The organism is Pseudomonas sp. R37(2017), assembly GCF_002113375.1.
Taxonomy (GTDB): Bacteria; Pseudomonadota; Gammaproteobacteria; order Pseudomonadales; family Pseudomonadaceae; genus Aquipseudomonas.
The window spans coordinates 1-18,013 of the sequence record NZ_NEHO01000007.1 but is presented as its reverse complement, the minus strand read 5'-3'; the positions used below and the strand labels follow the sequence as shown (position 1 = coordinate 18,013).

Below are 18,013 nucleotides of genomic sequence, written 5' to 3'. Positions count from 1 at the left end.
GCTGAGGTGCGTATAATTCTGCCAGACATCGGAGCCCGAAGACGCATGCCGCACACTAAAGATGAATTTCCCGACGCGCTGTACAGCGCCGCGCAGGTCCGAGGGCTCGACGCGAGCCTGATCGCCGCCGGCACACCAGGCTTCGAACTGATGCAGCGCGCCGCGCGGGCGACGTGGCGGGCGCTGGTGCGACAATGGCCGACAGCGAACGAACTGAGTGTACTGACCGGTCACGGCAACAACGCCGGAGACGGGTATCTGGTGGCCGCATTGGCCCAGCGTGCCGGTTGGTCGGTTCGGGTGCTGGCGGTGGGGGATCGGCAACGTCTGCAGGGGGATGCGGCATTGGCCCATGCCGAGGCGGTGTCTGAAAGCGTCACCATCGAGTCCTGGGGTGTCCGGTCCGAGTTGCGTGGCATTGTGCTGGACGCCTTGTTGGGTACTGGCCTGACCGGTGAGGTGCGCGAGCCGTACGCCAGTGTCATCGCCGCGATCAATGCCAGTGGACTGCCAGTCGTGGCGGTAGATATCCCTTCCGGCTTATGCGCCGATACCGGTCGCCTCCTCGGCTGCGCGGTGCGAGCAAATCTGACGGTCACCTTCATCGGCCTGAAACTGGGCTTGTTCACCGGTGATGCGGCGGATGTCGTGGGTGAGCTGGTTTTCAATGACCTGCACGCCGATCCGCAGGTGCTTGGGGGGGCGCCGACCAGTGCCCGTCGTCTCACGGCTGATAATCTGCCGCGCCTGGCCCCCCGGGCCCCTGCTTCCCATAAGGGCCGATTCGGGCATGTGCTGCTGATCGGCGGTGATCGCGGGTTCGGTGGTGCAATCCTGCTCAGTGCCCAAAGCGCCCTGCGCAGCGGCGCGGGCATGGTCTCGGTGGCGACTCGCAGCGAACATGTCCCCGCCGCACTGGCGCGGTTGCCCGAGGCGATGGTGCTGGGCACTTCGTCAGCCAATCAGTTGATGGGTTTGCTTCAAAAAGTTTCTGTACTGGTTGTCGGTCCGGGACTGGGGCAGGCTGGTTGGGGGTGCAGCCTGTTATCGGCCGCCGCCAACGCACCGCTACCGCAAGTCTGGGACGCCGATGCACTGAATATGTTGGCTGGGGAGCGTGTGAGTTTGCCCGCGGACTGCGTGATCACGCCACATCCGGGGGAGGCCGCGCGTTTGCTCGGAATGAGTACGGCCCAGGTTCAGGCGGATCGACCGGCTGCGGCCCATGCGTTGAGCAAAAAATATACAGCGGTCGTGGTGCTCAAGGGCGCGGGGAGTCTGGTCGCCAGTCCTGACGGGCGCCTGGCGTTGTGTCATCAGGGTCATCCGGCGATGGCTACCGCCGGTTTGGGTGATGTTCTGGCCGGTGTGATCGGCGCGTTGCTGGCCCAGGGCATGGAGGCATTCGACGCAGCCTGCCTGGCGGTCTGGCTGCACGCCAATGCCGGTGAGCAACAAGGTAAATCGGGCCGTGGGCTGGCGGCCAGTGATCTGATACCAGCCATTCGTCAGTTGTTGGAGGAGCATGCACCGTGTCTGAAGTAACCCTGTACCTGGCGGATGAAGAGGCGATGACCGCGTTTGGCGCGCGTATCGCACAGATCACAAAAGGGCATGGCCTGATTTTCCTCGAGGGCAACCTGGGAATGGGCAAAACCACGTTGTCCCGAGGCATCATCCGCGGACTTGGACATGTCGGGGCCGTGAAAAGCCCGACCTTCACCCTGGTTGAGCCCTATGTGGTCGGCGACGTTCGTGCCTTCCATTTCGATTTGTACCGTCTGGTCGATCCGGAAGAACTGGAGTTCCTCGGTATCCGCGACTATTTCGAAGACGATGCACTGTGTCTGATCGAGTGGCCCGACAAAGGTGAAGGCTTTTTGCCAAAGCCGGACCTGACCATTACCATTAGCCCGCAAGACAGCGGGCGTTCGCTGACAATTTTATCCCAGGGTTCGCGTGGCGAGGCCTGGTGTGCCGCCTTGGCATTGGAATCCAAATAGATGATGGGGTTAGGTATGCGCTTTCGAGCGTTGGTGGCTGCCGTAGGGGTGTTGTTTTTGGCGGTGACCGTCGACGCTGTGGCCGATTCGAAGGTCAACAGTGTTCGTCTGTGGCGAGCACCGGACAACACACGACTGGTGTTTGACCTGACCGGGCCGGTGCAGCACAGCGTCTTTACCCTGACGGCTCCGGATCGCCTGGTCATCGACATCAATGGCGCGACCCTCGGTGCGCCGCTCAACGTCAACACCTCGAACACCCCGATTACCGCCATGCGCTCGGCTCAACGCACGCCGACCGACCTGCGGGTGGTCATCGACCTGAAAAAGGCGGTAACGCCGAAAAGCTTCTCCCTGGCGCCGAACGCCCAGTATGGCAACCGCCTGGTGGTCGATCTGTTCGATAACGCCGCGGATGCCGCGCCTCCTCCCGCGCCCACACCGTCGGTCGCCACCGTGCCTGCAGTGCCGGTCACGCCAGTCGAGCCGGCAATCAAGTTGCCACCGGCCCCGGCCGGCAAGCGCGACATCATTGTGGTCATCGATGCCGGACACGGTGGCGAAGACCCAGGAGCATCGGGTTCTCGCGGTCAGCGTGAGAAAGACGTGGTGTTGCAGATCGCCCGCGAACTACAGCGTCAGATCAACGGCATGAAAGGCTTCCGCGCTGAACTGACCCGTACCGGCGACTACTTCATTCCGTTGCGCGGCCGTACCGAAATCGCCCGCAAGAAAGGCGCCGACCTGTTCGTCTCGATCCACGCCGACGCCGCGCCTTCCGCCGCCGCTTTCGGTGCTTCGGTATTTGCCCTGTCCGATCGCGGCGCGACTTCGGAGACGGCCCGCTGGCTGGCCGATAGCGAAAACCGCTCCGACCTGATCGGTGGCGCCGGTAACGTCAGCCTCGATGACAAGGACCGCATGCTTGCCGGGGTGCTGCTTGACCTGTCGATGACGGCATCCCTGACATCCAGCCTTAACGTTGGCCAGAAGGTGCTGAGCAACATCGGCCGGGTGACCCCTCTGCACAAGCAGCGGGTCGAACAGGCCGGGTTCATGGTGCTGAAGTCGCCGGATATTCCGTCGATCCTGGTGGAAACCGGGTTTATCTCCAACGCCAACGAAGCCTCTAAGCTCGCCGCATCAAGCCACCAGCAGGCACTGGCGCGTTCGATCAGCAGCGGCGTGCGCCAGTTCTTCCAGCAGAACCCGCCACCCGGCACTTACATCGCCTGGCTGCGTGACTCTGGCAAGATTGTGCAGGGTCCACGTGACCACCGCGTCAACCCGGGCGAGACCCTGGCAATGATCGCCGTGCGCTATCAGGTATCGCCCGCGACCCTGCGCAGCGCCAACAACCTGTCGAGCGATGAGCTCAAGATCGGTCAGCACCTGACTATCCCGGGCACTGAATTGGCGGCCAAAGAATGAACCAGGTCGTGAACAACGGCGCGCGAATCGAGCTGCTCAGTCCGCGACTGGCGAACCAGATTGCCGCGGGTGAGGTGGTCGAGCGCCCGGCTTCGGTGATCAAGGAGCTGCTGGAAAACAGCCTTGACTCCGGTGCCAGGCGCATCGACGTCGATGTGGAGCAGGGTGGTGTCAAGCTGCTGCGGGTGCGCGACGATGGCAGCGGAATTTCCGCCGACGATCTGCCCCTGGCCCTGGCTCGTCACGCCACCAGCAAGATCCGCAACCTGGAAGACCTCGAACAGGTCATGAGCCTGGGTTTTCGCGGCGAGGCCCTGGCATCGATCAGCTCCGTCGCGCGCCTGACCCTGACCTCCCGGACCCGCGACGCCGATCAGGCATGGCAGGTCGAGACCGAGGGCCGTGAAATGGCGGCCCGGGTACAGCCGGCGGCTCATCCGGTGGGCACATCGGTGGAAGTGCGCGATCTGTTTTTCAATACGCCGGCACGACGCAAGTTTCTCAAAAGCGAAAAAACCGAATTCGATCACCTGCAAGAAGTGATCAGGCGTCTGGCGCTGGCGCGCTTCGATGTGGCGTTCCATTTGCGCCACAACGGCAAGACCATCCTCAGTCTGCACGAAGCCCGGGATGAAGCGGCCCGCGCCCGGCGCGTGGCGGCGATCTGCGGTCCTGGATTCCTGGAGCAGGCACTGCCGATAGAAATCGAGCGCAACGGTCTGCGTCTGTGGGGTTGGGTTGGCTTGCCGACCTTCAATCGCAGCCAGGCCGACTTGCAGTATTTCTTCGTCAATGGCCGTGCCGTGCGCGACAAGCTGGTGGCCCACGCGGTACGCCAGGCTTATCGCGACGTGCTGTTCAACGGTCGGCACCCGACCTTCGTACTGTTTTTCGAAGTCGATCCGACCGGCGTCGACGTCAATGTGCACCCGACCAAGCACGAAGTGCGCTTCCGTGAAGGGCGCATGGTTCACGACTTCCTCTACGGCACCTTGCACCGCGCCCTGGGCGATGTGCGACCGGACGACCATCTGGCGACGCCGGTTGCCACTGCCATCGTTCGGCCCACCGGCCTCGAAGCCGGCGAGTTCGGGCCTCAGGGCGAAATGCGCCTGGCCGCCAACGCACTGCTGGAGCAGCCCCAGGCTCAGCCGTCGTTCAATACGCCGGCGGGGTCGGGTTCTGGCGCGGGTTATCAGTATCAATACACCCCGCGTCCGCAGTCCGGTGTGCCTGTCGCTGAAGCGAAGGCCGCCTATCGCGAGTTTTTTGCACCGCTGCCCGAGGCCAATGCTGTCGCGCTACCGGCCGGGCAGGATGACATTCCGCCGCTGGGTTATGCGCTGGCACAACTCAAGGGTATCTACATCCTTTCGGAGAATGCCCAGGGCCTGGTGCTGGTGGACATGCATGCCGCGCATGAGCGGATCATGTACGAACGTCTGAAGGTCGCCATGGCCAGCGAAGGCTTGAGTGGCCAGCCGTTGTTGGTGCCGGAATCCCTGGCCGTCAGCCAGCGTGAAGCCGATTGCGCCGAGGAGCATGTCGCCTGGTTCCAGCGCCTGGGCTTTGAGTTGCAGCGCCTGGGCCCGGAAACCCTGGCGATCCGGCAGATCCCGGCACTGCTCAAACAGGCCGAAGCCAACCGGCTGGTCGCCGACGTACTGGCTGATCTGATGGAGTTCGGCACCAGTGATCGCATTCAGGCGCACCTGAACGAATTGCTCGGGACCATGGCCTGCCACGGCGCGGTTCGCGCGAATCGGCGCCTGGCCCTGCCGGAAATGAACGGTCTGCTGCGTGACATGGAAAACACCGAGCGCAGCGGTCAATGCAACCATGGCCGACCGACCTGGACCCAGCTGGGCCTTGACGATCTGGACAAACTGTTTTTGCGCGGTCGTTGATGAGCCAGTTCCCACCTGCGATTTTCCTGATGGGTCCGACCGCCGCCGGCAAGACCGACCTGGCCATCGAACTCAGCAAAGTCCTGCCGTGCGAGTTGATCAGCGTCGATTCGGCACTGGTCTACCGTGGCATGGACATCGGTACCGCCAAGCCTTCCAAAGAGCTGCTGGCACAGTATCCGCATCGCCTGATCGATATTCTCGACCCGGCCGAAAGCTATTCGGCCGCGGATTTCCGCCGCGACGCCCTGGAAGCCATGGCCGATATCACCGCGCGCGGAAAAATTCCGCTGCTGGTGGGCGGCACCATGCTTTATTACAAGGCTTTGGTTGAAGGTCTGGCGGATATGCCGGCTGCCGACCCCGACGTCCGTGCGCAAATCGAAGAAGAGGCTGCGCGCCTTGGCTGGCAAGCCTTGCACGAACAATTGGCGGTGATCGATCCGGAGTCTGCGGCGCGAATACATCCGAACGATCCCCAGCGTTTGAGTCGAGCGCTGGAAGTTTATCGTGTCAGCGGTCAAAGCATGACTGCCCTGCGATTGAAACAATCTGTGCAAAGTACTGAAGCAGCCGCTTCGGGGCGGCAACAATTGCCCTATACTGTTGCAAACTTGGCTATTGCCCCGGCAAATCGCCAGGTACTGCACGAGCGAATTAAACAAAGATTCACTTTAATGTTGGAACAGGGATTCATTGACGAGGTCGTAGCCCTGCGCAAGAGAAGTGACCTGCATGCCGGGTTGCCGTCTATACGTGCAGTAGGCTACCGCCAAGTCTGGGACTACCTGGATGGCAAGCTGACGTCAGCCGAGATGCAGGAGCGTGGAATCATTGCCACGCGCCAATTGGCGAAACGCCAGTTCACCTGGCTGCGCAGTTGGACTGATCTGCATTGGCTGGACAGTCTGGATTGCGACAATCTGCCACGCGCCTTGAAATACCTAGGGACCATCTCCATATTGAGCTGAGTCCTTGCAATTGCCGTCTATCCTTGGGGGTGTGGCGGCTGAAGCCATCTGTTTACCTATTTTTTTATATTGAATCCTTAAAGGAGTGCGGCACATGTCAAAAGGGCATTCGCTACAAGACCCTTACTTGAATACTTTACGTAAAGAGAAAGTTGGGGTGTCCATCTACCTGGTCAACGGTATCAAACTGCAAGGTACGATCGAGTCGTTCGACCAGTTCGTCATCCTGCTGAAAAACACCGTAAGCCAGATGGTCTACAAACACGCTATCTCTACAGTGGTGCCGGTGCGTCCAATTCGTCTGCCTAGCGCGACCGAATCCGATGCAGGTGACGCTGAGCCAGGTAACGCCTGATAGGAGTCTCCTTTGTTCTTTGAGCGCCACGGTGGTGGTGAGCGAGCCATTCTCGTTCACTTGGATGGTCAGGACCCTGAGGCGCGCGAAGATCCGCAGGAGTTCCAGGAGTTGGCAACGTCGGCTGGCGCCGAGACCGCCGCGTTTTTCAACGTGCCGCGCAATCGGCCAACCGCCAAATACCTGATTGGCAGCGGCAAGGTCGAGGAACTTCGCGACCTGGTCAAAGCCGAGCAGGCAGATCTGGTGATTTTCAATCACATCCTCACGCCCAGTCAGGAACGTAACCTCGAACGTGTTTTCGAGTGTCGCGTGATCGACCGCACGGGTCTGATTCTCGATATCTTCGCCCAACGCGCCCGTACCCATGAAGGCAAGCTCCAGGTCGAACTGGCCCAGCTTGAGCACATGAGCACGCGGCTGGTTCGCGGCTGGACTCACCTCGAGCGACAGAAAGGCGGTATCGGTCTGCGCGGTCCGGGTGAAACCCAGCTGGAAACCGACCGGCGCCTGTTGCGAGTGCGCCTGAGGCAAATCAAGGGACGCCTGGAAAAGGTTCGCAGCCAGCGCGAGCAGTCACGTCGCGGCCGCAAGCGGGCTGACATTCCGACGGTTTCCCTGGTGGGTTATACCAACGCCGGCAAATCGACGCTGTTCAACTCGGTCACCGATTCCGAAGTCTTCGCAGCTGACCAATTGTTCGCCACCCTCGATCCGACCTTGCGCCGACTCGAACTCGAGGATCTGGGCCCGATCGTGCTGGCGGACACCGTGGGCTTCATTCGGCATTTGCCGCACAAGCTGGTCGAGGCATTTCGAGCTACGCTCGAAGAGTCGAGCAACTCCGATCTGTTGCTGCACGTGATCGACTCCCATGAGCCTGAGCGTATGGCCCAGATTGAACAGGTCATGGTGGTGCTCGGAGAGATCGGGGCTCAAGACTTGCCGATCCTGGAGGTCTATAACAAACTCGATTTGCTCGAGGGCGTGGAGCCGCAGATCCAGCGCGATGCCGATGGCAAGCCGCAACGGGTCTGGCTTTCGGCGAAAGATGGTACAGGTCTGGACCTGCTCAGGCAGGCCGTGGCCGAGTTGCTTGGCGAGGAGTTGTTTGTTGGCACCTTGCGCCTGCCCAGCCGTTTTGCTCGACTGCGTGCGCAGTTTTTCGAACTCGGTGCGGTACAGAAAGAAGAACACGATGACGAAGGCATCAGTTTACTGGCCGTTCGTTTGCCACGGGCCGAATTGAATCGGCTGGTGAGCCGCGAAGGTTTGCAACCGATGGAATTCATCGAGCAACACACTTTGCAATAAAAGCCTGAGAAAGCGGTTGTGCCGTGGTGACAGGCATTCTGTAGCATTGGTCGGCGCGCCGTGGGTGCGTCTTTGCTTTATCAGATGGAGAGCGCTATGGCTTGGAATGAGCCGGGTGGCAACTCGAATAATCAGGATCCCTGGGGTGGCAAGCGTCGTAACAACGGCGACCGCAAGGGACCACCGGATCTCGACGAGGCCTTCCGAAAGCTGCAGGAAAGCCTGAACGGTTTGTTCGGTGGTGGTAAGAAACGTGGTGGCGACGACGGCGGTGGTCCGGGCAAGAGTGGCGGCTTTGGCGGCTTGCTCGGCATCGGCCTGGTCGTGTTGGCCGCCGTTTGGCTGTACAGCGCGGTTTATGTCGTCGACGAACAGGAGCAAGCCGTGGTGCTGCGCTTCGGCAAGTACTACGAAACCGTGGGGCCGGGCCTGAATATCTACTTCCCGCCGATCGACAAGAAGTACATGGAAAACGTCACGCGCGAGCGTGCCTACACCAAGCAGGGCCAGATGCTGACTGAAGACGAAAACATCGTCGAAGTGCCGCTGACCGTGCAGTACAGGATCAGCAACCTGCAGGACTTCGTGCTGAGCGTCGATCAGCCGGAAATCAGCCTGCAGCACGCGACCGACAGCGCCTTGCGCCATGTGGTGGGCTCCACCGCGATGGACCAGGTGCTGACCGAGGGTCGTGAGTTGATGGCCAGTGAGATCAAGGAGCGTCTGCAGCGCTTCATGGATACCTATCGCACCGGTATCACCGTCACCCAGGTCAACGTTCAGAGCGCAGCGGCACCGCGTGAAGTCCAGGAAGCCTTCGATGACGTGATCCGCGCCCGGGAAGACGAGCAGCGTTCGCGCAACCAGGCTGAAACCTATGCCAACGGCGTTGTGCCGGAAGCGCGTGGTCAGGCCCAGCGCATCCTTGAGGATGCCAATGGTTACCGTGACGAAACCGTCTCGCGCGCCAAGGGTGAGGCCGATCGCTTCACCAAGCTGGTCGCCGAGTACCGCAAGGCACCTGAAGTCACCCGCCAGCGTCTGTACCTGGACACCATGCAGGAAGTCTTCAGCAGCACCAGCAAGGTACTCGTGACCGGCAACAAGAATGGCCAGAGCAACCTGCTGTACCTGCCGCTGGACAAGATGGTCGAAAGTGGACGCAGCGTCAGTGCTCCGATCAGCAGTTCGGCAGCCACCAGCAATGAAGCGAATGTGCGTGCGGCAGCAGACCTGCAGCAACAGCAAGCACGTACCAGGGAGAGTCGCTGATGAGCAATAAATCGCTGATCGCCCTTATTGTCGGCGTCGTCGTGGCGATCGCTGCCTGGAACTGCTTCTACATCGTGGCTCAGACCGAGCGTGCGGTGTTGCTGCAGTTCGGTCGCGTGGTTCAGACCGATGTTCAGCCAGGCCTGCATGTGAAAGTGCCTTACGTTAACCAGGTGCGTAAATTCGACGCACGCCTGATGACGCTGGATGCACCGACGCAGCGCTTCCTGACGCTGGAAAAGAAAGCCGTGATGGTCGATGCCTATGCCAAGTGGCGCGTGAAGGACGCGGAGCGTTACTACACCGCGACTTCCGGCCTCAAGCAGATCGCCGACGAGCGTCTGTCCCGTCGTCTGGAATCGGGCCTGCGTGACCAGTTCGGTAAGCGCACCCTGCATGAAGTGGTCTCTGGTGAGCGCGATGCGCTGATGGCGGATATCACGGCTTCGCTGAACAAGATGGCCGAGAAAGAGTTGGGCATCGAAGTTGTCGATGTCCGGGTCAAGGCCATCGACTTGCCGAAAGAAGTGAACCGCAGTGTGTTCGAGCGTATGAGCACCGAGCGTGAGCGTGAAGCTCGCGAGCACCGCGCCAAGGGTAACGAGCTGGCCGAGGGCATCCGTGCCGACGCCGATCGTCAGCGCCGCGTGCTGCTGGCTGAAGCCTATCGTGAATCCGAAGAGGTTCGCGGTGATGGCGATGCCCAGGCTGCTGCGATCTATTCCAAGGCCTACGGTCAGGATCAGGAGTTCTACGCGTTCTATCGTAGCCTGCGTGCCTACCGTGAAAGTTTCGCGAACAAATCCGACGTCATGGTCCTCGACCCAAGCAGCGACTTCTTCCGCTACCTGGAAAAAGCCAAGCCTTGATACGACGTTGACCTGAATCACTCCGCCGGGCGGCTAAAAGCTCTGGCGGGGTGATCCTTTGGGAAAACGTGTGTATGATGCGGCAGCCGGGAAATTCCCGGCTTTTTTGCGTCTGCACGTTTGATTGCTGTTTTTTGAGCAGATGCCGGGCCAATTGGCTCGACAGTTTTTCGAGGAAAGTGGTTGGCGAAGCCGGTAAAGGCTTTTCGCTTCGTCGCTCATGCCCGTGGTTTGTGCATGAGCCGATCATTTTCTGCTTCACTCAAGGCTCGCCGACAGGCTGGCTGCCCGGAGATAGGGGAAGGCGTAATGGCAACGGTAGACCGCTGGCTTCTGCCAGATGGCATCGAAGAAGTACTGCCACCGGAAGCTGCGCGTATTGAAGTCGCGCGTCGTCAGGTGTTGGATCTGTTCCAGAGCTGGGGTTACGAGTTTGTCGTGACTCCCCATATCGAGTACCTGGAATCCCTGCTGACTGGCGCAGGCCAGGATCTGGATCTGCGCACCTTCAAGGTCATCGACCCGCAATCGGGTCGGCAGATGGGTTTCCGGGCTGACATCACGCCGCAAGTGGCGCGCATCGATGCGCATACCCTGCGCCGGGAAGGTCCGAGCCGCCTGTGCTATGCCGGTAGCGTGCTGCATGCCCAGCCTCGTGCATTGTCGTCCTCGCGCAGCCCGATTCAACTGGGTGCCGAGCTGTACGGCGACGCTAGCCCAGGCAGCGACGTCGAAGTCATCAGTCTGATGCTGGCCATGCTGCAACTGGCCGATGTGCCGGATGTGCACATGGACCTGGGTCATGTTGGCATCTACCGTGGCCTGGCCCGCGCGGCTGGTTTGTCTGGTGAAGTCGAGCAGCAGTTGTTCGATGCTTTGCAACGCAAGGCCATCGATGAGGTCATTACCTTGACCGAAGGCTTGCCTGCCGATCTGTCGGGCATGTTGCGTGCGTTGGTCGATCTGTGTGGCGGTCGTGAAGTATTGAGCGCAGCCCGCGAGCGTCTGGCCAAGGCGCCGGCCCCTGTACTGGCGGCGCTGGACGACTTGCTGGCGATTGCCGAGCGGCTGTCCGTGCGTTTCCCTGAGCTGCCGCTGTATTTCGATCTGGGCGAGCTGCGCGGTTACCACTACCACACCGGTGTGGTGTTCGCCGTGTTCGTACCGGGTGTTGGTCAGTCCATTGCCCAGGGCGGTCGTTACGACGACATCGGCGCCGACTTCGGTCGTGCCCGTCCGGCAACCGGTTTCTCTACCGATTTGAAAACCCTGGTGACCCTGGGGCGTGCTGAGATCGAGCTACCGTCTGGCGGTATCTGGATGCCTGACAGTACGGATGCGGCACTCTGGCAGCAGGTTTGCCAGTTGCGCAGTGAGGGTCAGCGTGTCGTTCAGGCTTTGCCTGGACAACCTTTGGCCGCCGCCCGTGAAGCGGACTGCGACCGTCAATTGATTCAGCAGAACGGGCTTTGGCAAGTATCGCCACTGGCTTCTTGAGTTTTCCCGCCGGCTGCCGCCGGCACCAAGTTTGCGCGAATGAGGACAAGTGTTATGGGTAAGAATGTCGTAGTCCTGGGCACCCAGTGGGGTGATGAGGGCAAAGGCAAGATCGTTGATCTGCTGACCGAACATGCTGCCGCCGTAGTGCGCTACCAAGGTGGCCACAACGCTGGCCACACTCTGGTGATCGACGGTGAAAAGACCGTTCTGCACCTGATTCCGTCGGGCGTGCTGCGCGAAGGTGTGCAGTGCCTGATCGGCAATGGCGTGGTGGTTGCACCTGACGCCTTGATGCGGGAAATCGTCAAGCTGGAAGAGAAAGGCGTACCGGTGCGCGAGCGCCTGCGTATCAGCCCTTCCTGCCCGCTGATCCTGTCCTTCCACGTTGCGCTGGACCAGGCCCGTGAAAAGGCCCGTGGCGAGCTGAAGATCGGTACTACCGGTCGCGGCATCGGTCCGGCCTACGAAGACAAGGTTGCACGTCGTGGCCTGCGTGTGGGCGACCTGCTCAACATGCCGCGCTTTGAAGACAAGCTGCGTGAACTGGTGGATTACCACAACTTCATGCTGGTGGGTTACTACAAAGAGCCGGCCATCGAATTCGACAAGACCCTGGCCGAATGCAAAGAATACGCTGAGCTGCTCAAGCCGCTGATGCTGGACGTGACCGCTGAGCTGCACGACCTGCGTCGCGCTGGCAAAGACATCATGTTCGAAGGCGCCCAAGGCTCTCTGCTGGACATCGACCACGGTACCTACCCGTACGTGACCAGCTCCAACACCACCGCTGGCGGCGTTGCTACCGGTTCGGGCGTTGGTCCCATGTTCCTTGACTACATCCTGGGCATCACCAAGGCTTACACCACGCGTGTAGGTTCGGGTCCATTCCCGACTGAGCTGTTCGACGAAGTCGGTGCGCACCTGGCTAAACAAGGTCACGAGTTCGGTGCGACAACCGGCCGTGCACGTCGTTGTGGCTGGTTCGACGCTGTTATCCTGCGTCGCGCTATCGATGTGAATAGCATCTCGGGCATCTGCCTGACCAAGCTGGACGTGCTCGACGGTCTGGAAACCATCAACATCTGCGTCGGCTACAAGGATGCGGAAGGCAAGGCCGTTGCCCCGACTGATGCTGACAGCTACGTGGGCCTGCAGCCTGTGTACGAAGAAGTACCGGGCTGGACCGAGTCGACCGTGGGTGCCAAAACCCTCGAAGAGCTGCCAGCTAACGCCCGTGCTTACATCAAGCGCGTCGAAGAGCTGATCGGTGCGCCGATCGACATTATTTCGACGGGGCCGGACCGCAACGAAACCATCGTTCTGCGTCATCCGTTTGCTTGATAAGTTGTTGATGTAAAACACAAAGGCTCCTTGATCGGGGCCTTTGTCGTATTTGTCTGCAGGACGGCATGACCTTTGCTGGGAACATTAAAAAAAGCATTGCTTCCGGCGTGCTATCAATTTAATGGCGCCAAAGCAGAGGGATTTCAGATGTCTGCCGTTCTCTCGTTGTTACAAAGCCGTTTGTTGCGGCCCGTGTTCGTTACCCTTGGTATCGCCCTTTTGGTGCAGGTGCTGGTAGCTGTTGCTCTGACCCGGAGCACGGTGACCGCATTGGAAGCCGATTTGAGTAAGCGCCTGGGCGTGGACAGCCAAAAGCTTTCTACGGAGCTTGAGCAGGCAGGGCGCGAAGTGACGTCCAGTCTGGACAGTCTCTCTACCAGTACCCGTCAACGCCTCACGGCCGGTTTGTCCTCGCGACTTGAGGAAGAGCAGGCGCAATTGCGTTCGACCCTGGAAAAGGACCTGAAGGATTCCGCCAGCGATATGGCGCAGCTTCTGGCTTCGGTCGCGCCCCGCGCCATGTGGGACAACGACATTCCGACACTGTCTGAATTCGCCCGTCGGGCCCAACGCAATCCGAATGTGCTGTTCGTGGTGTATGACGATGCCACCGGCCAGCACTTGACGCGCTACCTCAACCGGGAAAATCCGATCAACAAGGCGCTGCTGGAAAAAGGCCAGGGCGAGCGGGCGCTCGACAAGGTACTGGATGCGGCGAAGAACGATCCTTCGGTCTTCTACATCGAGGCTTCGATCAACCCCAATGGCGTGGAAATCGGCAAGGTTTTGATGGGGGTCTCGACCGCTTCGGTGGAGGCCGATCTCGCGGCTCTGGACAAGCGCTTCTCGGCGTTGATCGCCAGTAGTGATCAACTGGTAGGCGACAGCCTCAAAGGCGCGGCGGCTGACAGCGCGGCGGCCATGCGCTCGCGTCTGCAGTCGGCTCAGTCCACGGCGGCCGAAATGAAAGCCAACACCACCAGCACCGTGCAGGAAGCGGCTGCGACTTTGCGCTGGCGCATCGGTGTGTGCCTGGCGGTAGTGGGTTTTGGTGTTCTGCTGTTGTTGGCGGTGGTGCTCGGTCGCCGAGTGGTCAATCGCCTGAAAATGCTGATCGTCGCCATGGATGACCTGGCGGCGGGCGAGGGTGATCTGACCAAGCGTGTGCAGATCAACAGCAAGGATGAAATCGGCGACATGGCCTCGGCGGTCAATCGCTTTGTGGATAAGTTGCAGCCGATCGTGCGCGAGGCAGGCGATGTGGCTCAGCGTACCGGTGTGGAAATTGGCGCCATGACCTTGCGCAATGCTGGCGCGGATGCGGCTGCTGGCATGCAGCGTGACGAGGTGGCGGAGAGTTTGCGTGCGCTGTCGCAAATGGCCGATGAGGCGCAGTCGGAAAGCCATGCCATGCAGGCGGCGCTGAAGCAGGTGGTGGACATTCGTCAGGCCACTGATGAAAACACTCGAACTTCGGCGAAGGTCGGCAGCCTGATTGAGGCGTTGGCCGGTCAGGTCGATACCGGGGCGCAGGTCATCGAGCGCCTGGCGCAGCAAAGTGAACAGATTGAGGTGGTGTTGACGGTGATTCATGGCATCGCCGAGCAGACCAACCTGCTGGCACTGAACGCGGCTATTGAGGCAGCACGTGCCGGCGAGACCGGGCGCGGGTTCGCGGTGGTGGCCGACGAGGTGCGGGCGCTGGCGAGCAAGACGCAAAGCTCCACCGGCGATATTCAGGCGCACATCGTTGCGCTGCAGCAAGGCGCGCGTGAGGCGGTGGCGGCGATTGGTCAGGCCGGGCGCCAGGCCAGTGAAGGCTTGCTGGTGTTGCGTGACAGTGCGCGGTTGCAGCAGTCGGTGCAGGCATCGGTCGAGCAGGTGCATGCGGCGATTGGCCTGGCTACCCAGGCTGCGGCGCATCAGGCTCAGGGCGCGCAGGCAGTGCGGGGGCGGGTCCAGACCATTCACGCCCAGGCCGAGAAAGCGGCGCAAGCCGTCGTGGAGACCACGGCGAGCGGCAAGGTGCTGGATGGCCTGGCGGCGCAGTTGAAGGCGAGCCTGGGGCAGTTCAGAGCGTGATCGGTTGTTGGTGCCGGCCCCTTCGCGAGCAGGCTCGCTCCCACATTTGACCCGGGGTGTTCACAAACTTTGTGTTCACCATCGAAACCTGTGGGAGCGAGCCTGCTCGCGAAAGCGGTTTCAGCGGCTCAGATACATCCGGGTCGTCAGCAGATAGACCGGCAACCCCGACACCACAATCAACAACGCCGCATAAGGCGCCGCCGCCGCAAACTCAACGTTCGCGGTATGAGCCCAGACCTCGGTCGCCAATGTATTGAGCCCGGTCGGACTCAGCAGCAAAGTCGCCGTCAGTTCCTTCATCGCATCCAGAAACACCAGCGCAAACGCCGCCCCCAGCGCCGGGAAAATGATCGGCAGTGTCACCCGGCAAAAGGCGCTGAAAGACGAGGCGCCCAGCGTGCGTGCCGCCTCTTCGAGCTGCGGTGCTGCCTTGTTCAGGGCGGTGCGGATGGGTGCCTGGGCCAGCGGCAGAAACAGCAAGGCGTAGGCGATCAGCAGCAGTGCCGAGGTCTGGTACAGCATCGGTACATAGTGCAGGGCGAAATACACCAGAGTCAGGGCAATGACCAGTCCCGGCAGAGCATGAAGCAAGTACGGCAAGCGCTCGGCCCAGATCGCCAATTGACCTTTGTAGCGCACCACCAGCAGGCCGACCGGCACCGCCAGTACCAGGCAAACCGCAGCGCCACCCAGCGACAGTGCGAGGGATGACAGCAATGCTTCAACGATGGCCGCCACGGGAAACGCTGCCGATGAACCCACCGCCAACCAGTACGCCAGCATGCCCAGCGGAATCCCGCTGCCGATGATGGCCAGCATCAGGCAATAAAGCTGTCCTGCCACTGCCCACGGCCCCAATTGAACCTGCTCCGCCTGTCGCGCGGCGCCCTGGCCGGTGCGTACGTGTCGACCTCTGCCGCGCGCGCGCAACTCCAGCCACAACAGCGCCAGACACAGTATCAACAGTACGGCGGAGAGCATCGCCGCGTTGGCATTGCTGAACTCCAGCTCGAATTGTTGATAGATCGCGGTGGTGAAGGTTTGCAGGCCGATGATCGACAGCGCGCCGAATTCCACCAGCATGTGCAGGGCAATCAGCAAGGAGCCAGCGAGCAGTGAAGGCCAGAGCAAGGGTAGGGTGACCTTGAAGAATACGCCCCAGCGGTTTTGTCCCAGCGTGCGCGCAGACTCTTCCAGTGAGGGGTCGAGATTACGCAGGGTCGCCGCCACCGGCAGGAAAATCAGCGGGTATTTGGAGAGCGTCATCACCAGGATTGCCCCGCCGAGCCCTTCGAAATGCGCGCTCAATGAAACCCAGGTAAAGCTGCTGACAAACGCCGGTACCGCAAATGGCAGGCACAGGATCACGCCCCACAGGCGCCGGCCTGGAAGGTTGCTGCGCTCCAGCAACCACGCCAGCGACAGGCCGATAACGCCGCAGGCCAGTGTCACCCCGACCATCAGTGCCAGGGTGTTGCGCAACAGTCCGAACACATAGGGGCGCCACAGCAAATGCAGTGCCTCGGCCCAGCCTGCTTGCCAGGCCTTGAGTCCTACATAGGCCAACGGCAGCAGGCTGAGCACCACCAGTAGCAAAACCGGCAGGACCAACCAGATAGACGGCCGCTTGCGCCGTGGCGCGTACCCGTCATGCGCGGAAAGCGATGCGCTCATCAGTTCAGGCCAACGTCACGTTCCAGGTCCAGGGCCTCTTCGGCATTGCCCAGGTCGGCTGGCGTGACTTTCGGTGCTTCCAGTTCGCTGAATGGCTTGAGCCCGCGATCGGATTCCATGCCTTTGTGCAGGGGGTATTCGGCGGTGGTTTGGGTGATCACGCGCTGGCCTTCCTCACTGGCCATGTAGGCGAGCAATTGCTGTGCTTCTTTCGGGTGTTTGCTGGATTTCAGCACTGCTGCACTGGAAACGGTGATCAGCCCGCCGACGTCGCCGCCGGTGAAATAATGCAGTTTGGAATCGAGCTGGCCTTTTTCGCGCTGCAAGGCAAACCAGTAGTAGTTGTTGACCAGTACGGTGGCCACTTCGCCATTTTCCACGGCTTTGAGTGCAACCATGTTGTTGCTGTAGGTTTTACCGAATGCGCGCAGCCCGGTCAGCCATTCTTCCGCGGCGTCCATGCCGTGCACCTTGATGATCGCAACGGCTTGTTCCTGGAAGGCGCCACTGGTGGGTACAAATCCGACCTTGCCTTGCCATTTTGGATTGGAGAACTCCATCACCGACTTCGGCAGATCTTTTTCGTCGATCAGTTTGGGGTTGAACGCGACGACGCGCACTCGGGCGGTCACGCCAATCCAGGTGCCATTGCCGGCGACGTATTCCTTGGGCAGAACGGCCAGCGTGGCGTCATCCGCCTTGGCCAGCAGGCCTTGCTCACCCAGTTTGTTCAGTGGAGGCGATTCTTCGGTGTAGATCACGTCGGCAGGGGAGCGATCGCCTTCTTCGACGACCTGGCTGGCGAGTTGGTTGCTGCTGCCTTTGCGTACATTGACGTGGATGCCGGTCTTGGTTTCGAAGGCTTTGGCGACTGCGTCACCGACTTCTTTGTGTTGGCCGTTGTAGAGGGTCAGGGAAACCGGGTCGGCGGCTTGGGTGAGGGGGGAGGCAAGTGCCAGGCCGAGCAGGGTAGTGGTCAAGCCGCGGCGCAGGGTATTTCGAAGCATCATTCGCAGGGTTCCTCACTGTCGCATTGCAAAAACTTGCAACAATGATAAACGATATTGTTTCTCAAATGCGCCTTGCGTGGTCCATCTCTTTTCTGTAGGAGCGAGCACGCTCGCGATGGACGCAGTGGTGCCGAGGAGTGTCAGGCAGCCAGCATCATCGTTAACGTCCATCGCGAGCATGCTCGCTCCTACATCTATGGTTACCCCCTTTTCTGCAATACTGTTTTTGATGTTGTGTTTGGCTTGCTTTCATCTATCCGGCGTCTGAGTGGGGGTGT

General features: G+C 60.7%; 15 protein-coding genes. 12 read left to right on the top strand and 3 right to left on the bottom strand.

The window, feature by feature from the left end:
* Nucleotides 1-45 precede the first annotated feature (45 nt).
* The 12 genes from CAG47_RS13395 to CAG47_RS13340 all read left to right on the top strand — a co-directional run bounded on the left by CAG47_RS13395 (nucleotide 46) and on the right by CAG47_RS13340 (nucleotide 15,048).
* Entirely contained in the window at nucleotides 46-1,545 is a 1,500-nt protein-coding gene (locus CAG47_RS13395; protein ID WP_085725341.1) for an NAD(P)H-hydrate dehydratase, read from the top strand.
* Nucleotides 1,533-2,003, top strand: coding sequence for a tRNA (adenosine(37)-N6)-threonylcarbamoyltransferase complex ATPase subunit type 1 TsaE (gene tsaE / locus CAG47_RS13390; protein WP_085725340.1), 471 nt, complete (start codon nucleotides 1,533-1,535; stop codon nucleotides 2,001-2,003). The genes CAG47_RS13395 and tsaE overlap by 13 nt, the downstream gene beginning before the upstream one ends.
* A complete protein-coding gene (locus CAG47_RS13385) occupies nucleotides 2,004-3,434 on the top strand; it encodes an N-acetylmuramoyl-L-alanine amidase (protein ID WP_085725339.1) in 1,431 nt (476 codons plus the stop codon).
* The gene (gene mutL, locus CAG47_RS13380) at nucleotides 3,431-5,341 is read left to right on the top strand and encodes a DNA mismatch repair endonuclease MutL (protein WP_085725338.1); all 1,911 of its coding nucleotides are present in this window, start codon (nucleotides 3,431-3,433) and stop codon (nucleotides 5,339-5,341) included. Before CAG47_RS13385 ends, mutL begins: the two co-directional genes overlap by 4 nt.
* On the top strand, nucleotides 5,341-6,312 hold the full coding sequence (gene miaA, locus CAG47_RS13375; protein WP_085725337.1) for a tRNA (adenosine(37)-N6)-dimethylallyltransferase MiaA: 972 nt from the start codon (nucleotides 5,341-5,343) through the stop codon (nucleotides 6,310-6,312). The genes mutL and miaA overlap by 1 nt, the downstream gene beginning before the upstream one ends.
* A 94-nt stretch (nucleotides 6,313-6,406) precedes the next feature.
* The gene (hfq, locus tag CAG47_RS13370; protein ID WP_003221112.1) at nucleotides 6,407-6,667 is read left to right on the top strand and encodes an RNA chaperone Hfq; all 261 of its coding nucleotides are present in this window, start codon (nucleotides 6,407-6,409) and stop codon (nucleotides 6,665-6,667) included.
* Between the two features lie 12 nt (nucleotides 6,668-6,679).
* Nucleotides 6,680-7,981 (top strand): ribosome rescue GTPase HflX, encoded by a 1,302-nt coding sequence (gene hflX / locus CAG47_RS13365; protein ID WP_085725336.1) that lies wholly within the window; start codon nucleotides 6,680-6,682, stop codon nucleotides 7,979-7,981.
* Nucleotides 7,982-8,077: 96 nt separating this feature from the next.
* Nucleotides 8,078-9,253, top strand: a complete 1,176-nt coding sequence (gene hflK / locus CAG47_RS13360) for an FtsH protease activity modulator HflK (RefSeq protein WP_085725335.1) — start codon at nucleotides 8,078-8,080, stop codon at nucleotides 9,251-9,253.
* Nucleotides 9,253-10,122, top strand: coding sequence for a protease modulator HflC (gene hflC, locus CAG47_RS13355; RefSeq protein WP_085725334.1), 870 nt, complete (start codon nucleotides 9,253-9,255; stop codon nucleotides 10,120-10,122). The genes hflK and hflC overlap by 1 nt, the downstream gene beginning before the upstream one ends.
* A gap of 309 nt (nucleotides 10,123-10,431) precedes the next feature.
* Nucleotides 10,432-11,619 (top strand): ATP phosphoribosyltransferase regulatory subunit, encoded by a 1,188-nt coding sequence (locus tag CAG47_RS13350; RefSeq protein WP_085725333.1) that lies wholly within the window; start codon nucleotides 10,432-10,434, stop codon nucleotides 11,617-11,619.
* A 54-nt stretch (nucleotides 11,620-11,673) separates the two neighbouring features.
* Nucleotides 11,674-12,963 (top strand): adenylosuccinate synthase, encoded by a 1,290-nt coding sequence (locus CAG47_RS13345; RefSeq protein ID WP_085725332.1) that lies wholly within the window; start codon nucleotides 11,674-11,676, stop codon nucleotides 12,961-12,963.
* Nucleotides 12,964-13,113: 150 nt separating this feature from the next.
* On the top strand, nucleotides 13,114-15,048 hold the full coding sequence (locus tag CAG47_RS13340; RefSeq protein WP_085725331.1) for a methyl-accepting chemotaxis protein: 1,935 nt from the start codon (nucleotides 13,114-13,116) through the stop codon (nucleotides 15,046-15,048).
* 120 nt (nucleotides 15,049-15,168) lie between these two features.
* Here CAG47_RS13340 and CAG47_RS13335 read toward each other — a convergent pair whose 3' ends face one another.
* Genes CAG47_RS13335 through CAG47_RS28705 form a run of 3 tightly spaced genes read right to left on the bottom strand, consistent with a single transcriptional unit; the run spans nucleotide 15,169 to nucleotide 17,915 of the window.
* Nucleotides 15,169-16,725, bottom strand: coding sequence for an iron ABC transporter permease (locus tag CAG47_RS13335; protein WP_085725330.1), 1,557 nt, complete (start codon nucleotides 16,723-16,725; stop codon nucleotides 15,169-15,171).
* Nucleotides 16,725-17,735 carry an extracellular solute-binding protein gene (locus CAG47_RS13330; protein WP_085725329.1) on the bottom strand — a complete coding sequence of 337 codons (1,011 nt, stop codon included), beginning with the start codon at nucleotides 17,733-17,735 and terminating at the stop codon, nucleotides 16,725-16,727. Before CAG47_RS13330 ends, CAG47_RS13335 begins: the two co-directional genes overlap by 1 nt.
* Before the next feature lie 12 nt (nucleotides 17,736-17,747).
* On the bottom strand, nucleotides 17,748-17,915 hold the full coding sequence (locus CAG47_RS28705; protein WP_177408982.1) for a hypothetical protein: 168 nt from the start codon (nucleotides 17,913-17,915) through the stop codon (nucleotides 17,748-17,750).
* Nucleotides 17,916-18,013: the final 98 nt, after the last annotated feature.

Bases quoted from the DNA above. Each gene is read 5' to 3' on its own strand.
- CAG47_RS28705 (WP_177408982.1), bottom strand. From the start codon at position 17,915: ATGCTCGCGATGGACGTTAACGATGATGCTGGCTGCCTGACACTCCTC.
- hfq (WP_003221112.1), top strand. From the start codon at position 6,407: ATGTCAAAAGGGCATTCGCTACAAGACCCTTACTTGAATACTTTACGT.
- hflK (WP_085725335.1), top strand. From the start codon at position 8,078: ATGGCTTGGAATGAGCCGGGTGGCAACTCGAATAATCAGGATCCCTGG.
- miaA (WP_085725337.1), top strand. From the start codon at position 5,341: ATGAGCCAGTTCCCACCTGCGATTTTCCTGATGGGTCCGACCGCCGCC.
- hflC (WP_085725334.1), top strand. From the start codon at position 9,253: ATGAGCAATAAATCGCTGATCGCCCTTATTGTCGGCGTCGTCGTGGCG.
- CAG47_RS13335 (WP_085725330.1), bottom strand. From the start codon at position 16,725: ATGAGCGCATCGCTTTCCGCGCATGACGGGTACGCGCCACGGCGCAAG.
- CAG47_RS13395 (WP_085725341.1), top strand. From the start codon at position 46: ATGCCGCACACTAAAGATGAATTTCCCGACGCGCTGTACAGCGCCGCG.
- CAG47_RS13385 (WP_085725339.1), top strand. From the start codon at position 2,004: ATGATGGGGTTAGGTATGCGCTTTCGAGCGTTGGTGGCTGCCGTAGGG.
- CAG47_RS13330 (WP_085725329.1), bottom strand. From the start codon at position 17,735: ATGATGCTTCGAAATACCCTGCGCCGCGGCTTGACCACTACCCTGCTC.
- CAG47_RS13350 (WP_085725333.1), top strand. From the start codon at position 10,432: ATGGCAACGGTAGACCGCTGGCTTCTGCCAGATGGCATCGAAGAAGTA.
- CAG47_RS13345 (WP_085725332.1), top strand. From the start codon at position 11,674: ATGGGTAAGAATGTCGTAGTCCTGGGCACCCAGTGGGGTGATGAGGGC.
- CAG47_RS13340 (WP_085725331.1), top strand. From the start codon at position 13,114: ATGTCTGCCGTTCTCTCGTTGTTACAAAGCCGTTTGTTGCGGCCCGTG.
- mutL (WP_085725338.1), top strand. From the start codon at position 3,431: ATGAACCAGGTCGTGAACAACGGCGCGCGAATCGAGCTGCTCAGTCCG.